Here is a 23818-nt window from a genome sequence, read left to right on the forward strand (position 1 = left end):
AAAAGGTTTAACGGGTGTGGTGCGGTGCCATAAAGTGACTAGTGCGGTAGCTAGTGACTAGTATTGGGATTTTATTTAAATGGTCTATTTCTAGTCACCAGTCACCAGACACCAGTCACCGATCACTTATCTCCTACGATATACGGGATGGCGTCAATGTCGTTGACCGGCATGAGATGAGCGCCGGCAGCGTGGATCTCACGCAGGGCGGTGACGATCTCTTTGGAAATCGCAAGACCGGTCTCGCGGCCGCCTGTTTCCATCTGCGAAAGGACTTTCTTCGGGATGGTGATGCCCGGGACCTTGTCATTCAGATAGTTTGCCATCTTGATGCTTTTCAGCGGGACGATGCCGAAGAGGATGGGAAGATCCAGGTCTTTGGCACAGGCGAGGAAGTCTTCTGCCTGCTTGATGTCATAGATCGGCTGGGTCTGGATGAACTGAGCTCCCGCTTTTTTCTTGCCCTCCAATCGTTTGATCTCTGCATCGAGGTCATCGGTGCCGGGATTTCCTGTGGTACCGATGTAGAAATCTGTAGCCGCGCCAAGGTCATGTCCTTCGATATCGTGACCGCTGTTCAGGCAGCTGGCGATCTGGATAAGACCGGTGGAGTCGATTTCAAAGACACCCTTGGCATTCGGATGGTCACCGATTTTGGGCGGATCACCGGTGAGGGTAAGGATGTTATGCACGCCGAGTGCGGCTGCTCCCAGAAGTTCCGCCTGGAGGCCGATGACATTTCTGTCGCGGCAGGTCAGATGGAAGATGGACTCGACCTGGTACTTCTGTTGGATGATGCAGGAGAGGGCGATCGGGCTCATACGCATTTTGGCCATGGGGCAGTCGGCGATATTGACTGCGTCGACGTAGGGAGCGACTTTCTGCGCCTGCTCTTCCGTGATGGCGGAGGAGGCGCTCTTCGGCGGATCCAGCTCGGTCGTGATGGTAAAGATGTGATTCTGGTTCTTTTCTTTTAATGTGGACATAGGGGACTCCTTTCAAAAATTTTGTAGCTAGGGATTAGGGATTAGGTGTCTCAAGTGACTGGTGACTGAAATGTCAGCTCATGGCATCACAACTATTTATACTCTGCGGCGCTTAGATCCTTCGACTCAGTTCTCCTGTTTCAGATAAGCCATTTTTTTAACATACGACGTTTTTCTCCGCTCAGGATGACGAAATGCGCCGCACCACCATTTCTCATTTCTAATTCAAGCGAGGGTTTTATTCATAATCTAGGGACGGCACGCCCAAGGGGCTAACCCTGAACCTTAAACCCGCCAACCTGAACCCTCTAACTATTTCTCCATCATCCGATCGGCTTCTTTGATGGCAGCGATGCCGTCTTTGCAGTAGGCATCAGCGCCGATGGAGGCGGCGTAGTCTTTCGTGACGACGGCGCCTCCTGTCAGGATGGAGACGGCGGGGCATTTCTCTTTGACGAGGGAAACGGTCTTTTCGAGCTCCGGAAGGGTGGTGGTCATGAGGGAGCAGAGGCCGACGAGATCCGCGTGGTGTTCTTCGATGGCGGAGAGGAAGGCTTCGGGGGCGACGTCCTTGCCGAGGTCGATGACGCGGTAGCCGCTGTTTTCAAGAAGGGCAGAGACGATATTCTTGCCGAGGTCGTGGATGTCGCCCTGCACGGTGCCAAGGATCAGTGTACCTTTGGCAGCTGTGGCGGCTTCGGGGAGCATTTCCTTGATGACCTTGAAGGCGGACTGCATGGCTTCGGCGCTCATCATGACCTGCGGGAGGAAGACTTTCCCAGCGCCGTATCCGTCACCGATCTCGGTCATGGTAGCGGTGAGGCCGCTCTGGATGATTTCTTCCGATGAGAGCCCGGCTTCGATGGCGCGCTTCACCGCACTCGCCGCTTCTTCCTTTTCCCCCTGTTTCACGGCGGCCTTTACCTGGGCAAGCGGCGGGAGGTCTTGCACAGGCAGAGCTGTGGCTGCTGCGGCCGGGGCATCCTGTGCTTCCTGAATGAAATGCAGGGCGCCTTTGTCAAAGCCGAGGAGCAGCTTGGCATTGGTGAAGGCATCCTTCACGCCCTGATCGAGCGGATTCACGATGGGGGCATTCATGCCGCAGGCGAGTGCCATGGTGAGGAAGGCTGCATTGATGCGGGGACGGCAGGGGAGGCCGAAGGAAACATTGCTCGTCCCCATGACGCAGGGGAAGCCGAATTCTTTTTTGTAGAGCTTGATGGTACGCAGGGTCTCGCTCGCGCCTCTGTCCCCGGAGCCGACGGTGAGGACGAGCGGATCAAGGAGAAGGTCTTCTTTGCGGAGTCCAGCAGCGAGGGCTTTTTCCTCGAGATAGCGAATGATGCGGACGCGTTCTTCAGCGGTCTCCGGCAGATTTCCCTTCTCGATCGGAAGGAGCAGGAGAGCGGCGCCGTAGGTCTTGGCAAGATGGAGCATCGCGTCTAAGCGTTCTTCGTTCTCTGCATTGGCTGAATTGATGAGCGGGCGGCCCGGATACAGCTTCAGGGCTTTTTCAAGGACCTTCGGGTCGGTGCTGTCGATGGAGAAGGGGACGGGGCAGAGCATGGAGAGCTGGGAGATTGCTGTCTCCATGAGAGCGACCTGGTCTACCCCGGGGACGCCCATATTCACGTCGAGGATGTCAGCGCCTGCATCGACTTCCGCGAGGGCTTCTTTCTTGACGGAGGTGAAGCTGCCTGCCTTCAGATCTTCTCTCATTTTCTTGCGGCCGGTCGGATTGATGCGTTCGCCGATCTTGACGGGGGCATAGTCATCGCCGATGAAGACGGTCTGTGTCCGCGAGGTGAGTGCCGTGAAGGGCGGGATCTTTTCTTTCGGGGAGATCGTTACATCGCTGAGGGCGAGGACTTCTTCACGGATATGATCCGGCGTCGTGCCGCAGCAGCCGCCGAGGAAGGATACGCCGGCCTTGGCAAATTCCGGTGCCCAGCTGCCGAAGTCTTTCGGTGTGAGTGGGAAATGGGTCTCGCCATTTTCCAGTACCGGCATGCCGGCATTCGGCTGGATGATGATGGGCTTATTCGTGTAAGGGACCATCTGCTTGGCGGCTTCCAGCAGCTTTTCCGGGCCGACGGAGCAGTTCGCACCGATGACGTCTGCGCCCATGGCATCCAGAAGGATGACAGCGGCTTTCGGGTCGGTGCCGGTGATGGTGCGGCCGTCTTCTGCATAGGTCATCTGGCAGATGACAGGAAGGTCGCAGGCCGTCTTGGCAGCGATGAGGGCGGCCTTCATCTCCTGAATGTCGATGATGGTCTCGATGATGAGCGAGTCTGCTCCCGCATTGGCAAGGGCTTTTGCCAGACGGTAGTAGTTCTCGCAGGTCTCATCGAAGGAAAGATCGCCCAAGGGGGAGAGAAATTTCCCTGTCGGGCCCATATCACCGGCGATCTTTACACGATTTCCGCAGGCTGTACGCACATTTCGCACAGCGGCTTCACAGATGGCTTCCACCTTATCCGCAAGATCATAGTCTGCGAGCTTGATGGGGGAGGTGCCGAAGGTATTCGTCGTGATATAGTTACTTCCTGCGTCTGCGTATTCCTTATAGATGCGCTGTACAATGTCCGGGTGGGTGATATTGTAGTAGTCTGGGCAGTCTCCTGTCGAGAGACCGTAGCGCTGCAGCATGGTACCCATGCCGCCATCAAAAAAAATCATAGTGGTTCTCCTTTTTATTATTGTATTATATATTTCATTATTATAGCGTAGGGGGAAAAGAAGTGGCGAGGGATTGGGATTCGCGGTTCAGGGGGCGCAAAAAATGACGATACGAGAGAGTCTGATGTCTCCCAGTCACCAGTCACCTATATTACAGATTCCGAAATGGACAGCTCATGAGTCCGCATGCCCGACATTTCGCCGGAGCGGGGCGGGCGCTGCATTCAGAGATGCCGATGATGGCAGAGACGGACTTCCTCGGGAAAAGCATGGCGTGGTCGGTCACATGGATACCGATCGTTTCTGCACCGATCGCACGGCAGAAATCAGGCTGCTGCGTGACAGGCCAGTCCCCGTAGCCGGGGGAGAAGCGCCAGACCGTATGCTGTCCGCTTCGCGCGGCCTCTCTTTGGATCAGGGCATCGACCTGATCGGCGAGGTGCTCGACGGCAGCGGTCGCGGCGGCATCGAGGAGAAGCCCCTGCAGATACTCGCCGCTCTTAAAATGCGCATCGGATGCCTTCTCGATTTCTTCGCCCACCGTGACAGCGAGTACGCCGACGGACCAGGCCTGGGAAAGGTGCCTCAAGATCGAGCGGCCGGTGAGGGTCAGCGGATGCGCTCCGCCGATCGTCCCGTTTTCCGGGTCGTAGGGGAGGATCTGCCAGATGCCTCTCGGCTCGGCGAGGGCAAGCGCTTCCCTGATGGCGCTGTCGATGGCGTCTTGCGGAAATTCCTTCACCTTCGGAGAGAGTCCCGCATAGCGCATCATTTCTTTTTGATCGATCTGGAACAATGTTCCGTTGAATAGTGGCATAGGGTCTCCTTTGGAAGCCTGAAAAACGGAAAAATCAATAAAAAAATCCTTCATCCCTCTAGGGACGAAAGATTCGTGGTACCACCCAATTTCACTCATGCATCACTGCACGGGTCTTCACAGGTACGCCGGCAAAGCCTTGATACCCTCGCGCTGTATCGGGCGTCCCCGGGATGCTTCATGATTCAGCCTTCCTGGCTCGGAGTCCATCTTCTGCAGATATCTCAATGCTTCTTTTCACCATACGAAGCTCTCTTTGAATGCCGTCTCTGCGTACTCTTCTCTTCATTGCCACTGTGTAATTGTATGTAACTATAGCATATGAGCGGGGGAGTGTCAAATGGATGGGAAGGCATTTTTGGGGACGCTTTGTCATTGGTTTTCTGCTTTTTACCATTCTTCTCTTGCTTTTTTTCATACATGCATTAGAATTTAAAGAAAAGCTTTTTATATACGAGGTCTAACTATGAAAATATCCAATTCTTCTCTTTCCATCCGAAGCAAGATGACGCTCATCCTGGATACGGGGCAACTGATGATGGAGAGTGGTGCAGGGAGCAAGCGTATCGTGCGTGACATGCTCCGCACGGCGGCCTGCCTTGGCATCTATTGGGAAGATGTACAGATCCATATCACATACTCTACCATCATGATCAATGTCGATGATGGGGAAAAGGCATATACGATGTTCCGCAAATGCTACCGCCATGGCATCAATATGACGGCTCTTCTGCAGACGAGTGAGGCCAGCTGGGAAGCACTGTATAAAAACGAATCCTATGATAATTTTCGCCTTCGCCTGAATTATATCAGGCAGAATTTTAGAAATCGCATTTATCCGGAGTGGATGATCATTCTGGCCATCGGACTGGCATCAGCAGCATTCTGTCTGATTTTCGGCGGTCATGCTGTCGATGCGCTCTTCACCATGCTGGCGGCGATGGTGGGAGCTCTGGTGAAGTACGTTTGCAACCGTCTTGAGGTGAATGGGTATGTCACCATTGCTATCTCCGCGTTCTTTGCGACGCTCACGGCCTATGGGACGATGTATCTTCCCGGGGCGACGAATCCGTTTCTCCCTGTGGTGGCATCGGCGCTCACCTTGATCCCCGGCGTGTCACTCATCAATGGGGTCGATGATTTTTTGAACAGCTACTTGACATCCGGGATGACGCGATTCACGCACACGGTTCTCATCATGCTGGCGATGACCTTTGGGATCGCAGGCGCTGTCAGTCTGACGAATGTCCCCAGCTTCACCGAAGTACCGATCGCGCCGGAGCATTTGTACATCATGCAGGCACTGGCAGCCGCTATGGCAGCATTGGGGTTTTCTATCATGTTCAATGTGCCAAGGCGCTATATCATCGCAGCCTGCCTCGGGGCCGTCCTTACGGTGGATACGAGAAATATTCTGATGGTCTCCTTCCATATGGGGATGGCGAGTGCCTCCTTCCTCGGAGCCGCGCTGCTCTCCGTCTTCTATTTTGCGCTCTCCCGCTACTTCCATGCCCCTGTCTTTGTGGTCACGATACCGGCGATCATTCCGCTGATCCCGGGCGTGCTGCTCTATCGTTTCCTGTTTGCCATCATTGATATCGGACAGATCGATCTGATCGAGCTGCTGACGGCTTTCAAAACAGGTGTCGAGGCGATGCTTATCATTCTGGGGCTCTCTCTTGGCGCGACTCTCCCGGATGCGATCGCGCATCAGTACATCGAGCGATCGAAGCGGAAGAATCTGGAGAAGCTCCTCAAACGAAGAGATGGCATAGAAGCGGATATCCGGAAAGCAGCGGATCTGGATAAGGCGAGCGGAAGAGGATAACTATTAGGAATGAGGAATTAGGAATTAGGAATGAAGGTGGCGGCTTCGCCGCGAATATATACAGGGCGATGCCCGAAGGTAGTATTCAAGTTACAAGTTACCAGTCACTCGGCACCACTAATCCCTCATCCCTAGCTACCCATCCCTGTTTTCAAACTTTAGGGTTCAAGGTTCAGGGTTCAGGGCTGTGGTGCAGCGCATAAAAATATAGAAGCGCCGCGGAGGTTTGAAACCAGCGGTTTTCTCGTATCGCACCCCTAATCCCTAGCCACTAATCCCTAGCTACCAGTCACCAGTCACCAGTCCACTCTCCCCATTTCCCAAAAACGATTTGACACTGCCATGTCCTCGTGCTATAGTAGGTAAAACAAAGAAAGCCTTGGAACAGGAAGAGTAGGATAGTGATGGCGCTTCAGGGAGCCGGCGGAGAGTGCAAGTCCGGTGCGACAGCTATGTGAATGGGCCTGGGAGGCGCAGCCTGAGCCGAAAGGGGTAGGAGCTGCCGGAGATCGCCGTTACCGATGATGAGCTGGACCTTGTGTCAAGTAGGGTGGTACCGCGGAAAGTGATCCTTTCGTCCCTTTGCTGGAAAGCAGAGGAATGAAAGGATTTTTTATTGGATGAATACGATCCTGTAAAGGGGGATATGAAATGGAACAAGTGAAAGATGTATCGAAGCTTGTCTTTGTCAAGGCGCGGGGCGGGCGTTTCCGCTGGCTGACGATTTCCACACTGATGCTGGCGATCGGGATGCTGCTGCATCTGGTCTCGCCATCGGTGGCAGGCTTTACGCCGAACTGGATGATCGCGACCTATGTGGTAGCGATCCTTCTGACGAAGCCGACATACAAGCAGTGCCTCGGCATCTGCATGGTCGCAGCGCTGATGGAAGTCTTCACCAGTAAGTCGGCTTTCCCGTATGGCGACTTTGCTTCGGAATTCTTCGGCGCCTATGTGGCAGGTTTCTTCGCACACAGCGTACCGCCGATCCGGATCGGGAAATTTTCCCTCCGTCCTGCCATCGCAGGCTTCGTGACGACGATCGTCTCTGGCTTCACCTTTGTTTCCATCCTGACGCTCGTCATGGGGATCCCGATGAAGGTATATCTCTACGGAATGCTCCCGATGGTGGCCCTGGTCGGCGTGGGTAATGGGATCATCACGCCCTTCCTCTACTTCCCGGCACTGCGTCTCTTCAAGTCCATGCACTATATGGCTGAGTCAGATACCGTAGACAGTGACCATTCCGGTCTGTCTCTTAGGCAGTCGGAAGAGGGCGTCATCAGCGTAGAGCATCTGACCTACACCTATCCTTTTGCCAAAGAGCCAGCATTGAAAGATGTGTCTCTTGCGGTGCGCAAGGGGGACTTCGTCATCGTGACGGGACCGAACGGGGCAGGAAAGACGACGCTCCTCATGTCGATGGCGGGGGCGATCCCGCACTACTACGGCGGTACGATGCAAGGCATGGTCTTCACGGATGGCAAAGCCGTGACACAGCACAATATCGCAGACCTGGCATCCTCCATCGGTGTCATCCTTTCCGACTACAAGGCGCAGATCGTCACGCTGACGGTGGGGGAAGAAATGGCTTTTACGCTTGAAAATCATGGTTTTCCCCCGGAAGAGATTCGCCGCCGCTCGAAAGAAGCACTTGCGAAAGTCCATCTCGAAGGTCTTGAGGACCGCAAGGTGACGACTCTCTCCGGCGGTCAGTGCCAGCGCCTCGTCGTCGCAGCCGTCCTTGCCGAAGAGCCGGACGTACTGGTCTTCGATGAACCGACATCCGCACTCGATCCGGAAGGCATCCGCGAATTCTATGAAATGGTCGGCGAGCTGAACGAGAAGGAAGGTCTCACTGTCATCGTGGCAGAGCACCATCTCGAAGCCGCGCTCCCCTATGCGAAGAAATTCGTCCTCATGAATCATGGCGAAATCATCGTAAATGGTACGCCGGAAGAAGTGATGCGCCGCATGTATACCGAACATATTTATGAAGAAGCCCTCCCGGATATGTACAAGGCACAGCTCGAACTCGAGCAGGTGGGGATGACCTTCGAGAAGCCATTCCTGAATCTGGCCGATGCAGAAACCTCGGTCATTCATTCCTTTGCGAAAGGGGGAGAGAAAGATGCTTGAGCTGTCTCATGTGACCTTCCGCTATGCGGAAGGGCTGCCGGACGTATTGAAAGACATTTCCCTCTCCTTTGACAAGGGAGAATTTGTCGCCATCACAGGGCGAAACGGCTGTGGTAAGACCACTGTGACCCGTCTCCTGACGGGACTTGAGAAAGCAGCCTCGGGGCAGATCCTCTATCATGGGAAAGATGTGACTCGCGAAGAACCATCTGAGCGCAGCCGCTTCATCGGCTACGTCTTCCAGCAGCCGGATCGGCAGATGTTCATGCCGACGGTCCGAGAGGAGATCGCCTTCGGCCCCTATCAGCAGGGGAAACGCGGTGCGGAGCTCGAGGAAGCTGTAGCGCGCGCCATGCAAGATACCGACACCGAAGCCCTTGCGGAGGAGTATCCGCGCATCCTGTCTCGCGGCGACCAGCAGCGAGTCGCCATCGCCTCGGCACTTGCGATGGATACCGAATACCTCGTGCTCGATGAACCGACGAGCGGACAGGACGGACGAGAAAAACAGCGTCTGATGAAACTCATGGAAAGTCTGCAGGAGAAGGGCATCACCATCATCCTTGTCACCCATGACATGGATATCGTCGCGAAAGACTGCACCCGCGTCATCGTTATTGCAGAGCATGAGATCGCTTTCGACGGTCATCCTTCTGAGCTTTTCTCTGCGGAGAACCGTCCGGAAGACTGGGGACTTGCCTATCCGCCGGCTGTCCGTCTGGGGCGTAAGCTCCCCGGCAGTCCCTACTGCAAGGATATGAATGCGTTCTGCCGTGCCTTTTATGAACTGAAAGGAGGAAAAATCGAATGAGAAATCTGGTACCCTTGACCAAAATCCTTCTCACCTTCGGGACGGCCGTCTGGGCGATCGTCCTCTCTGAGCCGACGAGCCTTGCCGCCCTCTGCGCCCTTGAGCTTCTGATTCTCCTCGTGTCCGGCGAACTTATCAAGAATCTGAAAGCACTCCTTGCCCTTGTCATCTTTGCTGCCATGCTGGGCGTGATCGAGTACATCGGCGGCGGCAGTGTGAAGGAATGTAATGTCGCGGCCCTGCGTATGCTGGGGATGACGATCATTTTCATCTACCTTCTTGGGACAGTGAAGCTGCAGGACCTCACCGCTTCCATGGTGCGCCAGCTGAAAGTGCCGTACGAATACGCCTTCATGTTCACGGCGGGGCTTCGCTTCATCCCTGACTTTATCGAAGAAAACAAAGCGGTCTCCGAAGCACAGGCCTGCCGCGGTCTGGCAGTGAAAGGGAATTTTTTCAAGCAGGTGAAACGCTACATGTCCATTGTCCGCCCGCTCATGCTCCGTTCGCTCGGACGCAGCGAGACCATGGCACTCTCACTCGAGCTCCGCGGCTTCGGCGGCTCGAAACGTACCTTCATGGAAAGCGTCGCACCGAAAGGAAAAGACTTTGCTGTCATGGCACTGACGGTTCTCCTTACCGCTTTCGTCATCTATGGACGTGTAAAGCTGGGATTGTAGACACAGGGATTTTCAGGCGATCGGCATTCCCTTCGGGGCATGCATCGCCTTGCAAAAGAGCGCAGATGCGCTCTTTTTTATTGCATCAGAGGATATAGCCTTCCTTCATATGATATAATAATACCGATAACTACGTATATGTCACGTCTACGGGGCGGGGCGATTTCTACGAATGACATCCACCGCCTACTTTCCCAAAAACTAAGGAGAACCCATGGATACAGAGCACATCAGAAATTTTTCTATCATCGCCCACATTGACCACGGCAAGTCCACACTGGCGGACCGCCTGATCGAGATCACAGGGACCGTGCAGAAGCGCGACATGGAGGCGCAGATCTTAGACACGATGGAGCTGGAGCGTGAGCGCGGCATCACCATCAAGGAGCAGTCGGTGCGCCTGAACTATACATATGAGGACGGCGAAACCTACGAGCTGAACCTCATCGATACCCCAGGGCATGTCGATTTCAACTATGAAGTCTCGCGTTCCCTTTCTGCCTGCGAAGGCGCGATCCTCATCATCGATGCGACGCAGGGCGTACAGGCGCAGACGCTTGCCAATGTATATCTTGCGCTCGACCATGATCTGGAGATCATCCCTGTTATCAACAAAGTCGACCTCCCGAGCGCAGACGTGGAGCGCGTGAAGACGGAAGTCGAGAACGTCATCGGCCTTGACATGTCGGAGGCGATCCCCGTCTCTGCCAAGACTGGGCAGAATGTCGAAGAAGTCTTGAAGCGTATCGTCGAGCAGGTGCCGCCGCCGGAAGACCATTCGAAAGCGCCGCTTCGCTGCCTCATTTTCGACTCCATTTTCGACTCCTACAAGGGTGCGATCGCCTATGTCCGTGTGAAGGATGGGGAGATCCGTGCGGGGATGAATATCCGCATGATGGCCTCCGGCAAGGTCTACACCGTGACGGAAGTCGGCTATTTCTCGCCCTTCCCGAAGCCCTGCGACGTCCTCACCTGCGGCTCGGTCGGCTACGTGGCAGCCAGTATCAAGAACGTCTCCGACTGCGAGGTAGGGGATACCATCACGACCGAAGAGGGTGGTGCCAGCGAAGCACTGCCGGGCTACCGCAAGGCACTCCCGATGGTTTTCTGCGGTCTCTACCCGATCGAGAGCAAGGACTATGACAACCTGAAAGTGGCTCTTGAAAAGCTGCAGCTGAATGATGCGGCGCTTGAATACGTGCCGGAAACCTCTCAGGCGCTGGGCTTCGGCTTTCGCTGCGGCTTCCTGGGACTGCTTCACATGGACGTCGTGCAGGAACGCCTCGAGCGTGAGTACCACCTGAAGCTCATCACCACCGCACCTTCGGTCATTTATCACGTCTACAAGACCGACGGCACGATGGTACCTGTGGACAATCCGGCGGAACTCCCTCCGATGACCAAGATCGAGCATATCGAAGAGCCTGTCGCCAAGGTAGAGATCCTCGTCCCCTCCGATATGGTAGGGAATGTCATGGAGCTCGTGCAGAACCGCCGCGGTGTCTTCCAGACGATGACCTACCTCGATGAGACACGTGTCGACCTTTCCTATACCATCCCGCTCTCGGAGATCATTTTCGATTTCTTCGATAAGCTGAAATCCTCCACCAAGGGCTACGCCTCCCTCGACTACCAGCTCTCCGGCTACCAGAAGACCGATGCCGTGAAGCTCGACATCCTTCTGAATGGCGATCTCATCGATGCCCTCTCCATCATCGTCCACCGAAGCAATGCCGCAGCCCGCGGCCGCACTCTCGCGCAGAAACTGAAAGACATCATCCCGCGCCAGCAGTTCGAAGTGCCGATCCAGGCGGCTGTCGGGAGCAAGATCATCGCCAGAGAGACCATCAAAGCCTATAAGAAGGACGTCCTCGCTAAGTGCTATGGCGGCGATGTCTCCCGTAAGAAAAAACTGCTCGAAAAGCAGAAGGAAGGCAAGAAGCGCATGAAGCAGGTCGGCAGCGTAGAGATCCCGCAGGAAGCCTTCATGGCGGTATTGAAAGATGACTAGTCTAGGACTCTATATCCATATTCCTTTTTGCAGAAGCCGCTGTGATTACTGCGGCTTCTATTCGATTGGACGAAAGCCCACCGACCGCTACATTGATGCACTTACCAAGGAAATGGATCTCAAAAGCCCGGACTTTGAGGATCGCCTTTGCGATACTGTCTATCTGGGTGGCGGCACACCCTCTTCGCTCTCCGAAGCGCAGCTCACAAGACTGATGAAGACGCTCTCTCAGCATTTCCGCATTTCTGACACGGCAGAGATCACCATGGAGATGAATCCCTGCGACATGAGCGAGAGCTATCTCAAGAATGCCATGCGCGCCGGCGTGAACCGCATTTCCATCGGCGTCCAGGAAAAGCACGATCACCTGCTTTCTGCCATCGGTCGCCGGCACACCGCCAAAGAAGCAGAAACAGCCGTGAAGCGTGCGTATCGGATGGGCTTTCATAATCTCAGCCTCGACCTCATGTACGAGCTTCCCGGCCAGACCGTCAAAGACTTCGAAGCGAGCCTTCGCTGGGCTGTCCATCTTCCCGTGAATCACATGTCCATCTATAGTCTTATTCTCGAAGACGGTACGCGCATGGCGCAGCTCGCTGAGAGGGGCCGGCTCGCCCGCCCCAGCGAAGAAGAAAGCTGGGCCATGTATCAGGCCATGTGCCGCATTCTTCCCGCCTATGGCTTTGAACGTTACGAGATCTCCAGCTTTGCCAGGAAAGGCTATCGCTCGCGGCATAATCAAAAATACTGGGAACTTTCTGACTACCTCGGCCTCGGCCCCGCCGCCTGCTCCCGCATCGGACGCACACGCACGGAGAATACCCCCGGCGTGCGCCTCTACGAAAAAGAACTCCTCACCGGTCATCCGCCGCAGCAGGAAGTGGAAACGCTCTCGGATACTGACGAAATGGAAGAATACTGCTTCCTCCACCTTCGCATGAAAGAAGGCATCCCGCTGGATGGTTTCCGGAAAAGATATGGAGAGGGCATCACGCACTGGTATGGAGACGCCGTCAAGATGCTGAAAGAGCGGAAACTTCTCAAAGAAGAGGCCGGTCATCTCTTCCTGACCTACCACGGCGCCGCTCTCGGAAATTTTGTATTTGAACAGTTTTTGCTGGACTGAGCTCATCACTTTTGGCACACAAAGGAGCTGTGAAGAAATGAATCCTCATTTCTTCACAGCTCCTTTTTACTTTGCTTTCATTTGGTTCAGGGTTCAGGGTTCAAGGTTCAGGGCTCTCGTGGCGGCTTCGCCGCAATTATATGTGGGGCGATGCCCGATCAAGAATCATTCTCGCCCCTTCCTCTGGAAGGGGCAGATGCACTTGTCAACAAAAATTGGACACGAAACTAAAAAAATTAGGCATAAAAATTGAATACTTGTACAAGATACAGTGAATCTTCCAACATCGTCTCGGGAACCGCCAGACACTTTATGCCAACTACAACTTGAATAAGTTCAGCATTTAGAAATATGGCGTTCTCGGTACTGCTTCGGCGTCAAGTAGCCCAATGTATAGGCTGGCCTATATTCGTTAAAGAAATGGATGTAATCATCCACCTCTTCCGCGATGGACTTCTCTCCGGTCACGTGCAAGTCCATGAACATCTCGGCCTTAATCCATCCATTGACAGATTCCATTGCAGCGTTATCTGTCGGCGTTCCGGCACGTGACATCGACCGGGTAATGCCGTACATGGGCAGCAGGTCGTTGTAGGCCTTAGATGCGTAGACAGATCCTTGGTCCGTGTGCAGGATCATTTGGTGTTCTGGATGTTGCTCCTTCCATGCAATCAGATCTCTCAGCCCATTGATATAGGTCATGCGGTCGCCACGCTTTGCCGAAAGGGAATAGATGACAATCTCATTGTTCCAGAGATCCATGTAAAGAGTCAGTTCGTAGTAGGTGCCCTTCACATAAAACGCTGTCATATCGCTCACGATGCACTGCATCGGCCCGTCAATCTGCATCTCTGACAGGAGCAGATTTGGGAATATCCGTGCCGGATCTCCAGCCTTCTTGTAGCGGTAATGCTTGGACTTGCTCTTGATTCCCGCAATCTTGCAACACTTATGAGCATAGGGGTCAGACAGGACAATGTTTTTGTCTAGGCGTATCTTGGCATTCAGCCAGCGGTAACCATGCGACGGATACTTCGAGTGGTATTCTTGAAACAGCCTGACATTGCTTGCAAGGTTCTTCTCTCTTTCCGAAGGATTGGAGAGATGCTTCTTCCAGGCGTAGAAACTGCTCCGCTGAATGCCCATTGCTTTACATAGGATCTTCACTGGGATTTCTCCTGACAGCTCCATAATCACTTGGTAGTCTTGCTGGCGTATAGAATTACCGTACCATCTCCCTTCACCTCGTATCCTTTTTTTAACCTTGCTTCTGTGATCCTGGCTTTGATCAATTCCTGGATCAATTCCTCCTTTGTCATAGATTTCAGTTCATCCAGCTCTACCGGCTCTTTCTTGAAAGAGAGTGCGCCGATGGATCTCTGACCGTGTTTGGGCGGCAACCGATTAACATCCCGATACATTCTCATGTAATTCCGTGCGGTCTGCTCACTAATGCCATATTCTTCCGCGGCTTCATACCGACTTATTTCGCTGTAGTAAATTCGTCGACCGATGTCCAATCTTTGTTCTTTCGTGTACTTCATGGCAAACCTCCTGTCCAGTGAGGGGGACACTCTGTCCAGTGCTTATTTTGCACTGCCTATGCAGTGTACACTGTATGTCTAAAGATTACCCCCTCTGTGTCCAATTTTAGTTTACCACTTCACAGACGAGCGAAGCGAGGCGGGGTTGGCATCCCCGCGTGTGAAAATATCGCTTCACGCAGCCAACCTCCGCCCCTTCGGGGCACCTCCTTCCAAAGGAAGGAGGGAGAAAAGCGGAGTGCGTTGACTGGTAACTAGGGTTCAGAATTCAGGGCTCAGGGCTCTCGTGGCGGCTTCGCCGCCTTTTTTTAGAAGATGGTATTCTCGTATTGCAGCCTTCCTCGCTAGGTAATGCTATTTAGTTAAGCGGCAGAACGTTCTTGGCTCCCCATCGGGGGAGCTGACCGAAGGGCTGAGGGGGCTACGTAGCGGTATTGCATGAAAGTGTTGGAATATCGATAGCATCGGACTATTCAACATAGCACGCTATACCGCTGGCATGCCCCATCTCGCTGCGCTCGAAATGGCGTCTCACTGTATTTTAGCGTCGCTTCGCTCCTAAAAATCCAGTTCGCTTGCACATATTGCCTTCGGCACTTCCCCCGAAGGGGGAAGCAAGACGTTACGTAGCTAACGATTTCCTTAATTTAACAGCCTTCCCCTCTAGGGGAAGGTGCCCGCAGGGGCGGATAGGGTGACTATGGCATGAAAGACAGCTGGGATAAGGTTTCCCGGTCACTCCTATGAGAGCTGCAAGTCCCCCGCGGCAGATTGAACTCGAAAATGAGATGATCGTTATTTCACAGCCCCCTTGAATCTTCTGAACCTATAGAACCCGCTCCTCCTCTTTCCCTCGCAATCAAATGGCACCCCGCCTCATGGACTATCCCTTATCGCCAGGAGCCCGCGGCTAAGGAAATATGATGGCAAAAGTATCCATACGATTCGAGTTTCTTCTTCAGCTAAGAGAGGTGTTTTTTATTGCCCGGATGTATTTTGCGTGATATCATGAAATCAGAATGACAAAAGTGGGGATGAGAGAAGTCTCCGTTAAGGGAACACTGATGAAATCTGATCCTGTGATTGAATCCGCGTTTTCTTACATTTCCGATACGATCCAGGAGGATGACATGGTAGATACGAAGAAGGAACAAGAACGCGACGAGCTGCACCGCGCCATATGGGCGATCGCGGATGAACTCCGCGGGGCGGTCGATGGTTGGGATTTTAAAAACTACGTACTTGGCACGATGTTTTATCGCTATATTTCGGAGAATCTCTCGGACTATATCACTTGCGGAGAAAGAGCGGCGGGAGATACCGACTTTGACTACGTGACCATGCCCGATGAAGATGCAGAGGGCGCGAGGGAAGGTCTGGTGCAGGAGAAGGGATTCTTCATCCTGCCAAGCGAACTCTTCTGCAACGTCTGCGCCCGCGCGAAAGATGACGATAACCTCAATGAGACGCTGGAGACGGTTTTTCGTCATATCGAAGAATCGGCGAAGGGCAGCGAGGCGGAGAGTGATTTCGAAGGATTATTTGATGATTTCGATGTGAACAGCAACAAGCTCGGCGCGACTGTCGCGAAGCGGAATGAAAAACTCGTGAAGCTTCTCTTTGGTGTGGCGGAAATGAACCTAGGTGATGTCAAAGGTCATGATATCGATGCATTCGGTGATGCGTACGAGTACCTCATGACCATGTATGCGTCGAATGCAGGGAAATCCGGTGGTGAATTCTTCACACCCGCCGATGTTTCTGAGCTCCTAACCCGCCTGGGGACGGTCGGTAAGACAGAAATCAACAAGGTGTATGATCCTGCATGTGGGAGTGGATCGCTCCTTCTGAAAGCCGAAAAGGTGCTGGGGAAGGACGCCATCCGCAATGGCTTCTACGGGCAGGAAATCAATATCACGACGTACAATCTCTGCCGCATCAATATGTTCCTGCATGATGTCGGCTTCGATAAATTCAACATCGCCTGTGAAGATACGCTGATCAGTCCGCAGCATTGGGATGATGAACCCTTCGAACTCATCGTATCGAATCCACCATACTCGATCAAGTGGGCAGGGGACAGCAATCCGCTCCTCATCAATGACCCGCGCTTTGCCCCGGCCGGAGTCCTTGCGCCAAAGAGCAAAGCGGATATGGCCTTCATCATGCACAGTCTTTCCTGGCTCGCTGCGAATGGCACCGCGGCCATCGTCTGCTTCCCCGGCATTATGTACCGCGGCGGTGCGGAGAAGAAAATCCGTAAGTATCTTGTGGATAACAACTTCATCGACTGCATCATCCAGCTTCCGAGCAATCTGTTCTTCGGCACTTCGATCGCGACCTGCATCATGGTGATGAAGAAGAATAAAACGGATAACCGCACACTCTTCATCGACGCTTCGTCCGAGTGCGTGAAGGTGACGAATAACAACAAGCTCACCGCGGAGAATATCGCGCGTATCGTGGATGTCTTTGCAAAGCATGAAGAAATCCCGCATTTTTCTAAGCTCGCAGAGTATCAGGATATTGTGGATAATGAGTACAATCTCTCAGTCTCGACCTATGTAGAGGCAAAAGACACGAGGGAGAAGATCGATATCGTGAAGCTGAATGGGGAAATCCGGGAGATCGTAGCGAGGGAGGATCATCTTCGCGAAGAAATCGATCGGATGATCGCGGAAATCGAGGTGGGGACGGATGAGTAGACTGGAGGAGTTGATCGCGGAGTTCTGCCCGGAGGGGGTGGAGTATAAGACGCTTGGCGAAATCGCGAGCGTTTCGCGCGGTGGGAGTTTCCAAAAAAAGGATTTTCGTTCTTCGGGCGTCCCATGTATTCACTATGGGCAGATATATACGAAGTACGGTCTATTTGTGGATAAGGCGCTTACCTATATAGATGAATCGTGTGCGAAGAAACAAAAATTCGCTAAAACCAATGATATTGTGATGGCTGTAACGAGTGAGAATATCGAAGATGTTTGCAAATGCATTGTGTGGCTAGGAGATGAAAGAGCGGCGGTCAGTGGACATACGGCAATCATTCATCACAATCAGAATGCAAAGTACCTGGCGTACTATTTCCACACACAGATGTTTTTTGCACAGAAACGTAAAATCGCACATGGTACGAAGGTTGTCGAAGTGACACCGAGTAAATTGCTCGATATACGCATACCTGTCCCGCCGCTCCCCGTACAGGGTGAAATTGTCCGCATTCTGGACAATTTCACCGAGCTTACAGCCGAGCTTACAGCCGAGCTTACAGCGAGAAAGAAACAGTATGAGTTTTATCGGGATAAACTTCTGATCTGTGATGATAATATCGTTGTAAAGAGGATTGGCGATATAACACGAGTTTTTTCTGCTTCTCGTGTTCATAAAGATGAATGGACAACTGAAGGAGTACCTTTTTATCGTTCGAGTGATGTGATTTCTTATTTTAATGGGGTTGAGAATTCCAGAGGAAAGGCTTATATATCAAAAGAACTGTATGAAAAGCTATCTGCCAAGTCAGGGAAAATATGTAAAGATGACATTTTAATAACTGGTGGTGGGACAATCGGAGTACCATACATTGTTCCCAATGACGATCCCATCTATATGAAAGATGCAGACCTGCTTTGTATTCAACACTCTAAAGAGTTTGATAGCAGATATTTGTATCATTATTTTCTCTCAACTCCGTTTAGGGATTATCTTAAAGGGATTACACATGACGCTACTATCCCACATTACACTATTTCACAAATATGTGAAACGCCAGTGCCATTGCCGTCACTTGATGTTCAGAAACGCATCGTCAATGTTCTGGATAACTTCGATGCCATCTGTTCTGACCTGAAAATCGGTTTGCCTGCCGAGATCGAAGCAAGACAAAAACAGTACGAATTTTATCGTGATGCCCTCTTGACTTACGCCGCAACTGGCAAGACAATCTTGACAGACAGACAGACAGACAGACAGACAGACAAGCTTAATGGCTTAATTCTGCTTTGTCAATATGTTTTCGGTAGCATATCACTGTCTGTTGGCAATATCTGCAACATTTCGAGAGGTAAAGTAATCTCGAAATCCGATATAAAAGAACAGATGGGTGATTATCCGGTATATTCGTCACAGACTGAAAACAATGGTGAACTCGGTAAAATTAACTCCTATATGTTCGATGGGGAGTTTGTAACTTGGACAACAGATGGAGCCAATGCAGGAACAGTGTTCTACAGAAGTGGTAAATTCAACATCACCAATGTATGCGGCTTGCTCTCGATATCTGATAAAACGATTTTGATAAGCAAATACCTTTTCTACTTCCTACAAAAGAATGCAAAAGCGTATGTCAATTCAGGAATGGGAAATCCAAAACTGATGAGCAATATGATGGCATCAATTAAACTTAATATTCCTGCTTTGCAAGAACAGAAACGCATTGTTTCTATTCTCGACCGCTTTGACACTCTTTGCAACAACCTGACTTCCGGCTTGCCTGCCGAGATTGAAGCACGAACCAAGCAATACGAATATTACCGAGACAATCTGCTTACATTCAAGGAGCGAAAGGGATAGTCCAAAGTTTGCGCTCAAAGGAAGAAAGGAGAACCTCTATGTCACAATTCCAAGTCGTTGCGGAAACGTCTGAGAATACCGTCATCACGGAATATACGCCGGAGAAGCGGCGATCCACGAGCTACCAGAGTGAAGCGGAGCTGGAGAAGGAGTGCATCCGTATGCTCTGCGAAGAGGGCTATGAATACCTCGCTATCCATGAGGAGAAGGATCTTGTCGCAAATCTCCGCAAGCAGCTCGAGGCGCTGAATCAGTATCATTTCTCAGATCGGGAATGGGATGATTTCTTCCATCACGTCCTAGCAAACCCGAATGAGCATGCGAAGGAGAAGACGGAGAAGATCCAGGAGGACAATGTCCAGGTCTTGAAGCGGGATGACGGGTCGACGAAGAATATCACGCTCATTGATAAAAAGCAGATCCATAATAACCGCCTGCAGGTGATTCATCAGTATGAGAATGGGAAGGAGAATGGGGCTTCCTTTGACAATCGCTATGACGTGACGATCCTGGTAAACGGGCTTCCTTTGGTGCATCTGGAGCTGAAGCGGCGCGGGGTGAAGATCCGCGAGGCATTCAATCAGATCAATCGGTATCAGAGGGATTCGTTCTGGGCAGGGGCAGGGCTCTACGAGTATGTACAGATTTTCGTGATTTCCAATGGGACGAATACGAAGTACTATTCGAACAGTACGCGCTTCAATGCGGTGAAGGAGAATGAGAAGCGCGGGGCGAGCCGGACGAAGACGAGCAACAGCTTCGAATTCACCTGTTTCTGGGCGGACGCGAATAATACAGTGATTTCTGACCTCATCGATTTCACGAAGACTTTCCTTGCGCGGCATACGATTCTCTCTATTCTGACACGGTACTGTATCTTCACGTCAGAAAAGATGCTGATGGTGATGCGTCCGTATCAGATCACGGCGACGGAGCGGATTCTGAACCGGATCGAGATAGCGAACAATTATAAGAAGTATGGTACGGTCGATGGGGGAGGCTATATCTGGCATACGACGGGGTCAGGGAAGACGTTGACGTCTTTCAAGACGGCGCGCCTCGCCTCGCGTCTGCCGTATATCGACAAGGTGCTTTTTGTTGTGGACCGTAAGGATTTGGATTATCAGACGATGAAGGAGTATGATCGCTTCGAGAAGGGGGCGGCGAACAGCAATACGTCGACGGCGGTCTTAAAAAAGCAGTTGGAAGATCCGTCAGCGCGTATCATCATCACGACGATCCAGAAGCTTTCGACGTTCATCAAGAAGAATCCGGGGCATCCGGTCTATGCTGAGCATGTGGTCATCATTTTCGATGAGTGCCATCGAAGCCAGTTCGGCGATATGCATTCGGCGATTGTGAAAAATTTCAAGAAGTATCATCTCTTCGGCTTCACGGGGACACCGATTTTCTCTGTCAATGCGGGCCGTGGGAAGAATCCGGAATTCTTCACGACGGCGCAGACGTTTGGCGACCAGCTGCACTGCTATACCATCGTGGATGCTATCCGCGACAGAAATGTGCTGCCTTTCCGCGTGGACTACATCAAGACGATGGAGGCGGATGAGGATATCTCTGATGAGATGGTCTGGGATATCAATCGCGAAAAGGTGATGATGGCGCCGGAGCGAATTTCTGTGGTGGTGAAGTACATTCTCACGCATTTCGACCAGAAGACGTATCGCGGAGATAAGACGTATGTCTATCAGGCACTGACGAATATCAGCGAGGTGGCGTCCGGGAAGAACCAGGTCGAGGAAATCAAGCAGAAGCAGCGTCTGTCTGGTTTTAATTCCCTCTTTGCGGTGGCCAGTGTCCCGATGGCGAAGCTCTACTATGAAGAGTTCAAGAAGCAAATGCAGGCCGATCCGACAAAGAAGCTGAAGATCGCGACGATTTTCAGCTATGCGCCCAATGAAGAGGAAGCGGAGGGGCTTTTGGGGGAGGAAAATTCGGAGGATACATCAGCTCTCGACAGGAATTCACGGGATTTTCTGGAGCATGCGATCGAGGACTACAATGCGATGTTTCATACCAGCTACGATACGTCAGCCGATAAATTCCAGAATTATTACAAAGATGTCTCGCTCCGCATGAAGAATAAGGAGCTGGATCTGCTCATCGTGGTGAATATGTTCCTCACTGGCTTCGATGCGACGACGCTGAATACGCTCTGGGTGGATAAGAATCTCAAGATGCATGGGCTCATTCAGGCGTTTTCCCGGACGAACCGCATTCTGAATGCGGTGAAGACGTTTGGAAATATCGTCTGCTTTAGAAATCTTTCGAAACGGGTGGATAGTGCGATTTCTCTCTTCGGGGATAAAAATGCCGGAGGCATCGTGCTTATGCGCCGTTTCAAGGACTACTATGAAGGCTATACGGATACGGATGGCAAGCACAGGGATGGATATGTGGATTTCGTGAATAGGCTCAAGGATAAGTTTCCTCTGGGCGGAAATATCATCAGCGAAGAAAAGCAGAAGGAATTCATCTTGCTCTTCGGCGTCCTGCTTCGCATGAGAAATCTGCTTTCGTCTTTCGATGAATTCAAAGGGAGGGAAATTCTTTCCGCTCGTGACTGGCAGGATTACCAGGGGCGGTATCTCGATATCAAAGAAGAGTGGGACCGCAGGGAAAAGCATGATAAAAAAGATGTCACGGAGGATGTAGTCTTCGAGACGGAGCTCATCCGCCAGGTGGAGATCAATATCGACTATATCCTGATGCTGGTAAAAAAGTATCATGATACCCATTGTGAGGATAAAGAGGTGCTGATTTCCATTCGTAAGGCTATCGACGCGAGCCCTGAGCTTCGCAGCAAGAAGGATCTCATCGAAAATTTCATAGCCGGTGTCAATGAGTCGGGAGATATCCTGAATGAGTGGAATGGCTATGTCGCAGAAAAGAGAGAAGAGGATCTTTCAGCTATCATTCAGGGGGAACGGCTAAAGGAGGACGATACCCGCCGTTATATGGAAAATGCTTTCCGTGATGGGGAAATCAAGACCGCGGGAACTGATATCGATGCCCTTCTCCCACCGATTTCTCGCTTTGGGTCTGGGACACGTGCCAAAAAGAAACAGAGTGTAATCGACAAGTTCAAAGGTTTCTTTGAACGCTACTTTGGCATTGGCGGTGCTCCGTCTTTCGAGAAACCCAAAGCTGCTATGCCTTATGTTGGGAAAGAGAAAATGTCCGTGGCAGCAGAACGTCCGATGACGTATGGCCGGTGAGAGAAAAACGGTTCATCTTTCAGTCTCTTGACCCGATATCGCGGCATTAGGATACGTAGAACCTGTCAAACCTATCGAACCCGTTATATCATTACTCACACAATCGCATGGCGCACCATTGCCATTTCCTTCCAATCGCGGTATGATAGATGCATAAAATAAAAGGAAGCACCGAGGCTTCAAAGTATCAGGCATCGCCCTGATGCTTTTGGCGCGGTGCTTTTCATTTCTGCCGACGGCAGAAAAGAATGGGAGGAATACAAATGCCGGTTTCTTACATGGAAATCAATCTGAATGCGCTTCGTCACAATCTCAAGGTCATCCGCGCGCATCTGCCGAAGGAAGTGAATGTGCTCGCTGTCGTGAAGGCGAATGCCTATGGGCATGGCGCGAAGGAAACGCTGCGCATCGCTCTCGAGGAAGGATACGTCGCTGCGGCTGTCGCCCGTGTGGAAGAAGGAGCGGAGCTGCGCGACGCTGGATTCACTTGCCCGATCTATGTACTGGGACTGCCGCTGCCGGAGGATATGCCTATCGGTGTGAACAAAGACCTCATCATGCCGATCGATGATACCGTCGATCTTGATGCCCTGGAAGCTATCGCGGCTGTTTCGAAGAAAACGATCGAAGTCATGCTGCCGATCGATACGGGCATGAACCGCATCGGAACTCATCCGGAGGATGTACCTGCGCTCCTCAAAAAGCTCGAAGCCTATCCGCATATCCACGCACATGGCACCTTCACCCATATGGCGACGGCAGACCACAAGGAAAAGGATGCCGCACTGAAGCAGCTCGACCGCTTCGATGAAGCGATCTCCTACATGCCGGTCGATGAAAACTTCGTGATCTCCTCCGCCAACAGTGCCGGTGTCATTGATATCCCGAGAAGCTGGCATAACCTTGCCCGTCCTGGCATTATCATCTATGGGCCGCAGCCATCGGATGTCATGACGAACAAGCTCGACCTCAAGTATGCGATGAGCGTCGTGAGCCATGTCACCCATGTCCAGATCCTGCACAAGGGCGAAGCCATCGGCTACGGCGGTACCTATGTCGCCAAAGAGGATATGAAGACTGCGACTGTCCCGATCGGGTATGCGGACGGCTGGCACAGAAGCCTTTCCAATAAGGGCGTCGTCCTCATCAATGGCAAGCGTTGCCCGATCGTCGGCCGCATCTGCATGGATCAGTTCATGGTCGCTTGCGATGACGAAGTCCGTCCCGGCGATGAAGTTGTCCTCATGGGCAAGCAGGGTGAGGAAGAGATCACTGTCGATGAAGTGTCTGCTACGGCTGAGACCATCCCGCATGAAATCATGTGCGACCTGAAGCGCATCCCGAGAGTATTTGTAGAAAAATAGTTTTGAAGGATCCGGCACTGGAAAAGAGCGG

At 52.2% G+C, this 23818-nt stretch carries 15 protein-coding genes and 1 other annotated feature; of the genes, 10 read left to right on the top strand and 5 right to left on the bottom strand.

The features are described 5' to 3' along the window. Positions 1-122 precede the first annotated feature (122 nt). The 3 genes from ACGG9R_RS03835 to ACGG9R_RS03845 all read right to left on the bottom strand — a co-directional run bounded on the left by ACGG9R_RS03835 (position 123) and on the right by ACGG9R_RS03845 (position 4485). The gene (locus ACGG9R_RS03835; RefSeq protein ID WP_390151657.1) at positions 123-986 is read right to left on the bottom strand and encodes a methylenetetrahydrofolate reductase; all 864 of its coding nucleotides are present in this window, start codon (positions 984-986) and stop codon (positions 123-125) included. 312 nt (positions 987-1298) lie between these two features. Continuing rightward, positions 1299-3668: a homocysteine S-methyltransferase family protein gene (locus ACGG9R_RS03840; RefSeq protein WP_390151660.1), complete on the bottom strand. Its 2370-nt coding sequence runs from the start codon at positions 3666-3668 to the stop codon at positions 1299-1301. 151 nt (positions 3669-3819) lie between these two features. Further along, complete coding sequence (locus tag ACGG9R_RS03845) at positions 3820-4485, bottom strand: vitamin B12 dependent-methionine synthase activation domain-containing protein (protein ID WP_390151664.1); 666 nt, start codon at positions 4483-4485, stop codon at positions 3820-3822. Positions 4486-4951: 466 nt separating this feature from the next. Here ACGG9R_RS03845 and ACGG9R_RS03850 point away from each other — a divergent pair, with 466 nt between their 5' ends. The 6 genes from ACGG9R_RS03850 to hemW all read left to right on the top strand — a co-directional run bounded on the left by ACGG9R_RS03850 (position 4952) and on the right by hemW (position 13080). Next, positions 4952-6313: a threonine/serine exporter ThrE family protein gene (locus tag ACGG9R_RS03850; protein WP_390151667.1), complete on the top strand. Its 1362-nt coding sequence runs from the start codon at positions 4952-4954 to the stop codon at positions 6311-6313. A 371-nt stretch (positions 6314-6684) separates the two neighbouring features. Next, positions 6685-6898, top strand: a binding site (T-box leader). A gap of 66 nt (positions 6899-6964) precedes the next feature. Next, positions 6965-8452, top strand: a complete 1488-nt coding sequence (locus tag ACGG9R_RS03855; protein WP_390151670.1) for a tryptophan transporter — start codon at positions 6965-6967, stop codon at positions 8450-8452. Continuing rightward, positions 8445-9263 (top strand): energy-coupling factor ABC transporter ATP-binding protein, encoded by an 819-nt coding sequence (locus tag ACGG9R_RS03860; protein ID WP_022105261.1) that lies wholly within the window; start codon positions 8445-8447, stop codon positions 9261-9263. The genes ACGG9R_RS03855 and ACGG9R_RS03860 overlap by 8 nt, the downstream gene beginning before the upstream one ends. Further along, positions 9260-9943 (top strand): energy-coupling factor transporter transmembrane component T, encoded by a 684-nt coding sequence (locus tag ACGG9R_RS03865; RefSeq protein ID WP_390151674.1) that lies wholly within the window; start codon positions 9260-9262, stop codon positions 9941-9943. Before ACGG9R_RS03860 ends, ACGG9R_RS03865 begins: the two co-directional genes overlap by 4 nt. Positions 9944-10157: 214 nt before the next feature. Next, complete coding sequence (lepA, locus tag ACGG9R_RS03870) at positions 10158-11954, top strand: translation elongation factor 4 (RefSeq protein WP_022105264.1); 1797 nt, start codon at positions 10158-10160, stop codon at positions 11952-11954. Then, positions 11947-13080 carry a radical SAM family heme chaperone HemW gene (gene hemW, locus ACGG9R_RS03875; protein ID WP_390151678.1) on the top strand — a complete coding sequence of 378 codons (1134 nt, stop codon included), beginning with the start codon at positions 11947-11949 and terminating at the stop codon, positions 13078-13080. The genes lepA and hemW overlap by 8 nt, the downstream gene beginning before the upstream one ends. Before the next feature lie 336 nt (positions 13081-13416). On the opposite strand, the gene ACGG9R_RS03880 is transcribed toward hemW, so the two are convergent. Next, on the bottom strand, positions 13417-14271 hold the full coding sequence (locus tag ACGG9R_RS03880; RefSeq protein ID WP_390151681.1) for an IS3 family transposase: 855 nt from the start codon (positions 14269-14271) through the stop codon (positions 13417-13419). A gap of 2 nt (positions 14272-14273) precedes the next feature. Then, positions 14274-14624 carry a hypothetical protein gene (locus ACGG9R_RS03885; protein WP_287835597.1) on the bottom strand — a complete coding sequence of 117 codons (351 nt, stop codon included), beginning with the start codon at positions 14622-14624 and terminating at the stop codon, positions 14274-14276. A gap of 1019 nt (positions 14625-15643) precedes the next feature. Between ACGG9R_RS03885 and ACGG9R_RS03890 the strand changes: the two genes are divergently transcribed. The 4 genes from ACGG9R_RS03890 to alr all read left to right on the top strand — a co-directional run bounded on the left by ACGG9R_RS03890 (position 15644) and on the right by alr (position 23787). Continuing rightward, positions 15644-17329: a type I restriction-modification system subunit M gene (locus ACGG9R_RS03890; protein WP_390151683.1), complete on the top strand. Its 1686-nt coding sequence runs from the start codon at positions 15644-15646 to the stop codon at positions 17327-17329. Continuing rightward, complete coding sequence (locus ACGG9R_RS03895) at positions 17322-19187, top strand: restriction endonuclease subunit S (RefSeq protein ID WP_390151686.1); 1866 nt, start codon at positions 17322-17324, stop codon at positions 19185-19187. The genes ACGG9R_RS03890 and ACGG9R_RS03895 overlap by 8 nt, the downstream gene beginning before the upstream one ends. Positions 19188-19225: 38 nt before the next feature. Beyond that, positions 19226-22423 (top strand): type I restriction endonuclease subunit R, encoded by a 3198-nt coding sequence (locus tag ACGG9R_RS03900; protein WP_390151689.1) that lies wholly within the window; start codon positions 19226-19228, stop codon positions 22421-22423. 263 nt (positions 22424-22686) lie between these two features. Continuing rightward, entirely contained in the window at positions 22687-23787 is a 1101-nt protein-coding gene (alr, locus tag ACGG9R_RS03905; protein ID WP_390151692.1) for an alanine racemase, read from the top strand. The last annotated feature ends 31 nt before the right edge of the window (positions 23788-23818 follow it).

Origin of the sequence: Dialister sp. i34-0019-2H8 (assembly GCF_042846925.1) — a bacterium.
In the GTDB taxonomy this organism is placed as follows: domain Bacteria; phylum Bacillota; class Negativicutes; order Veillonellales; family Dialisteraceae; genus Dialister.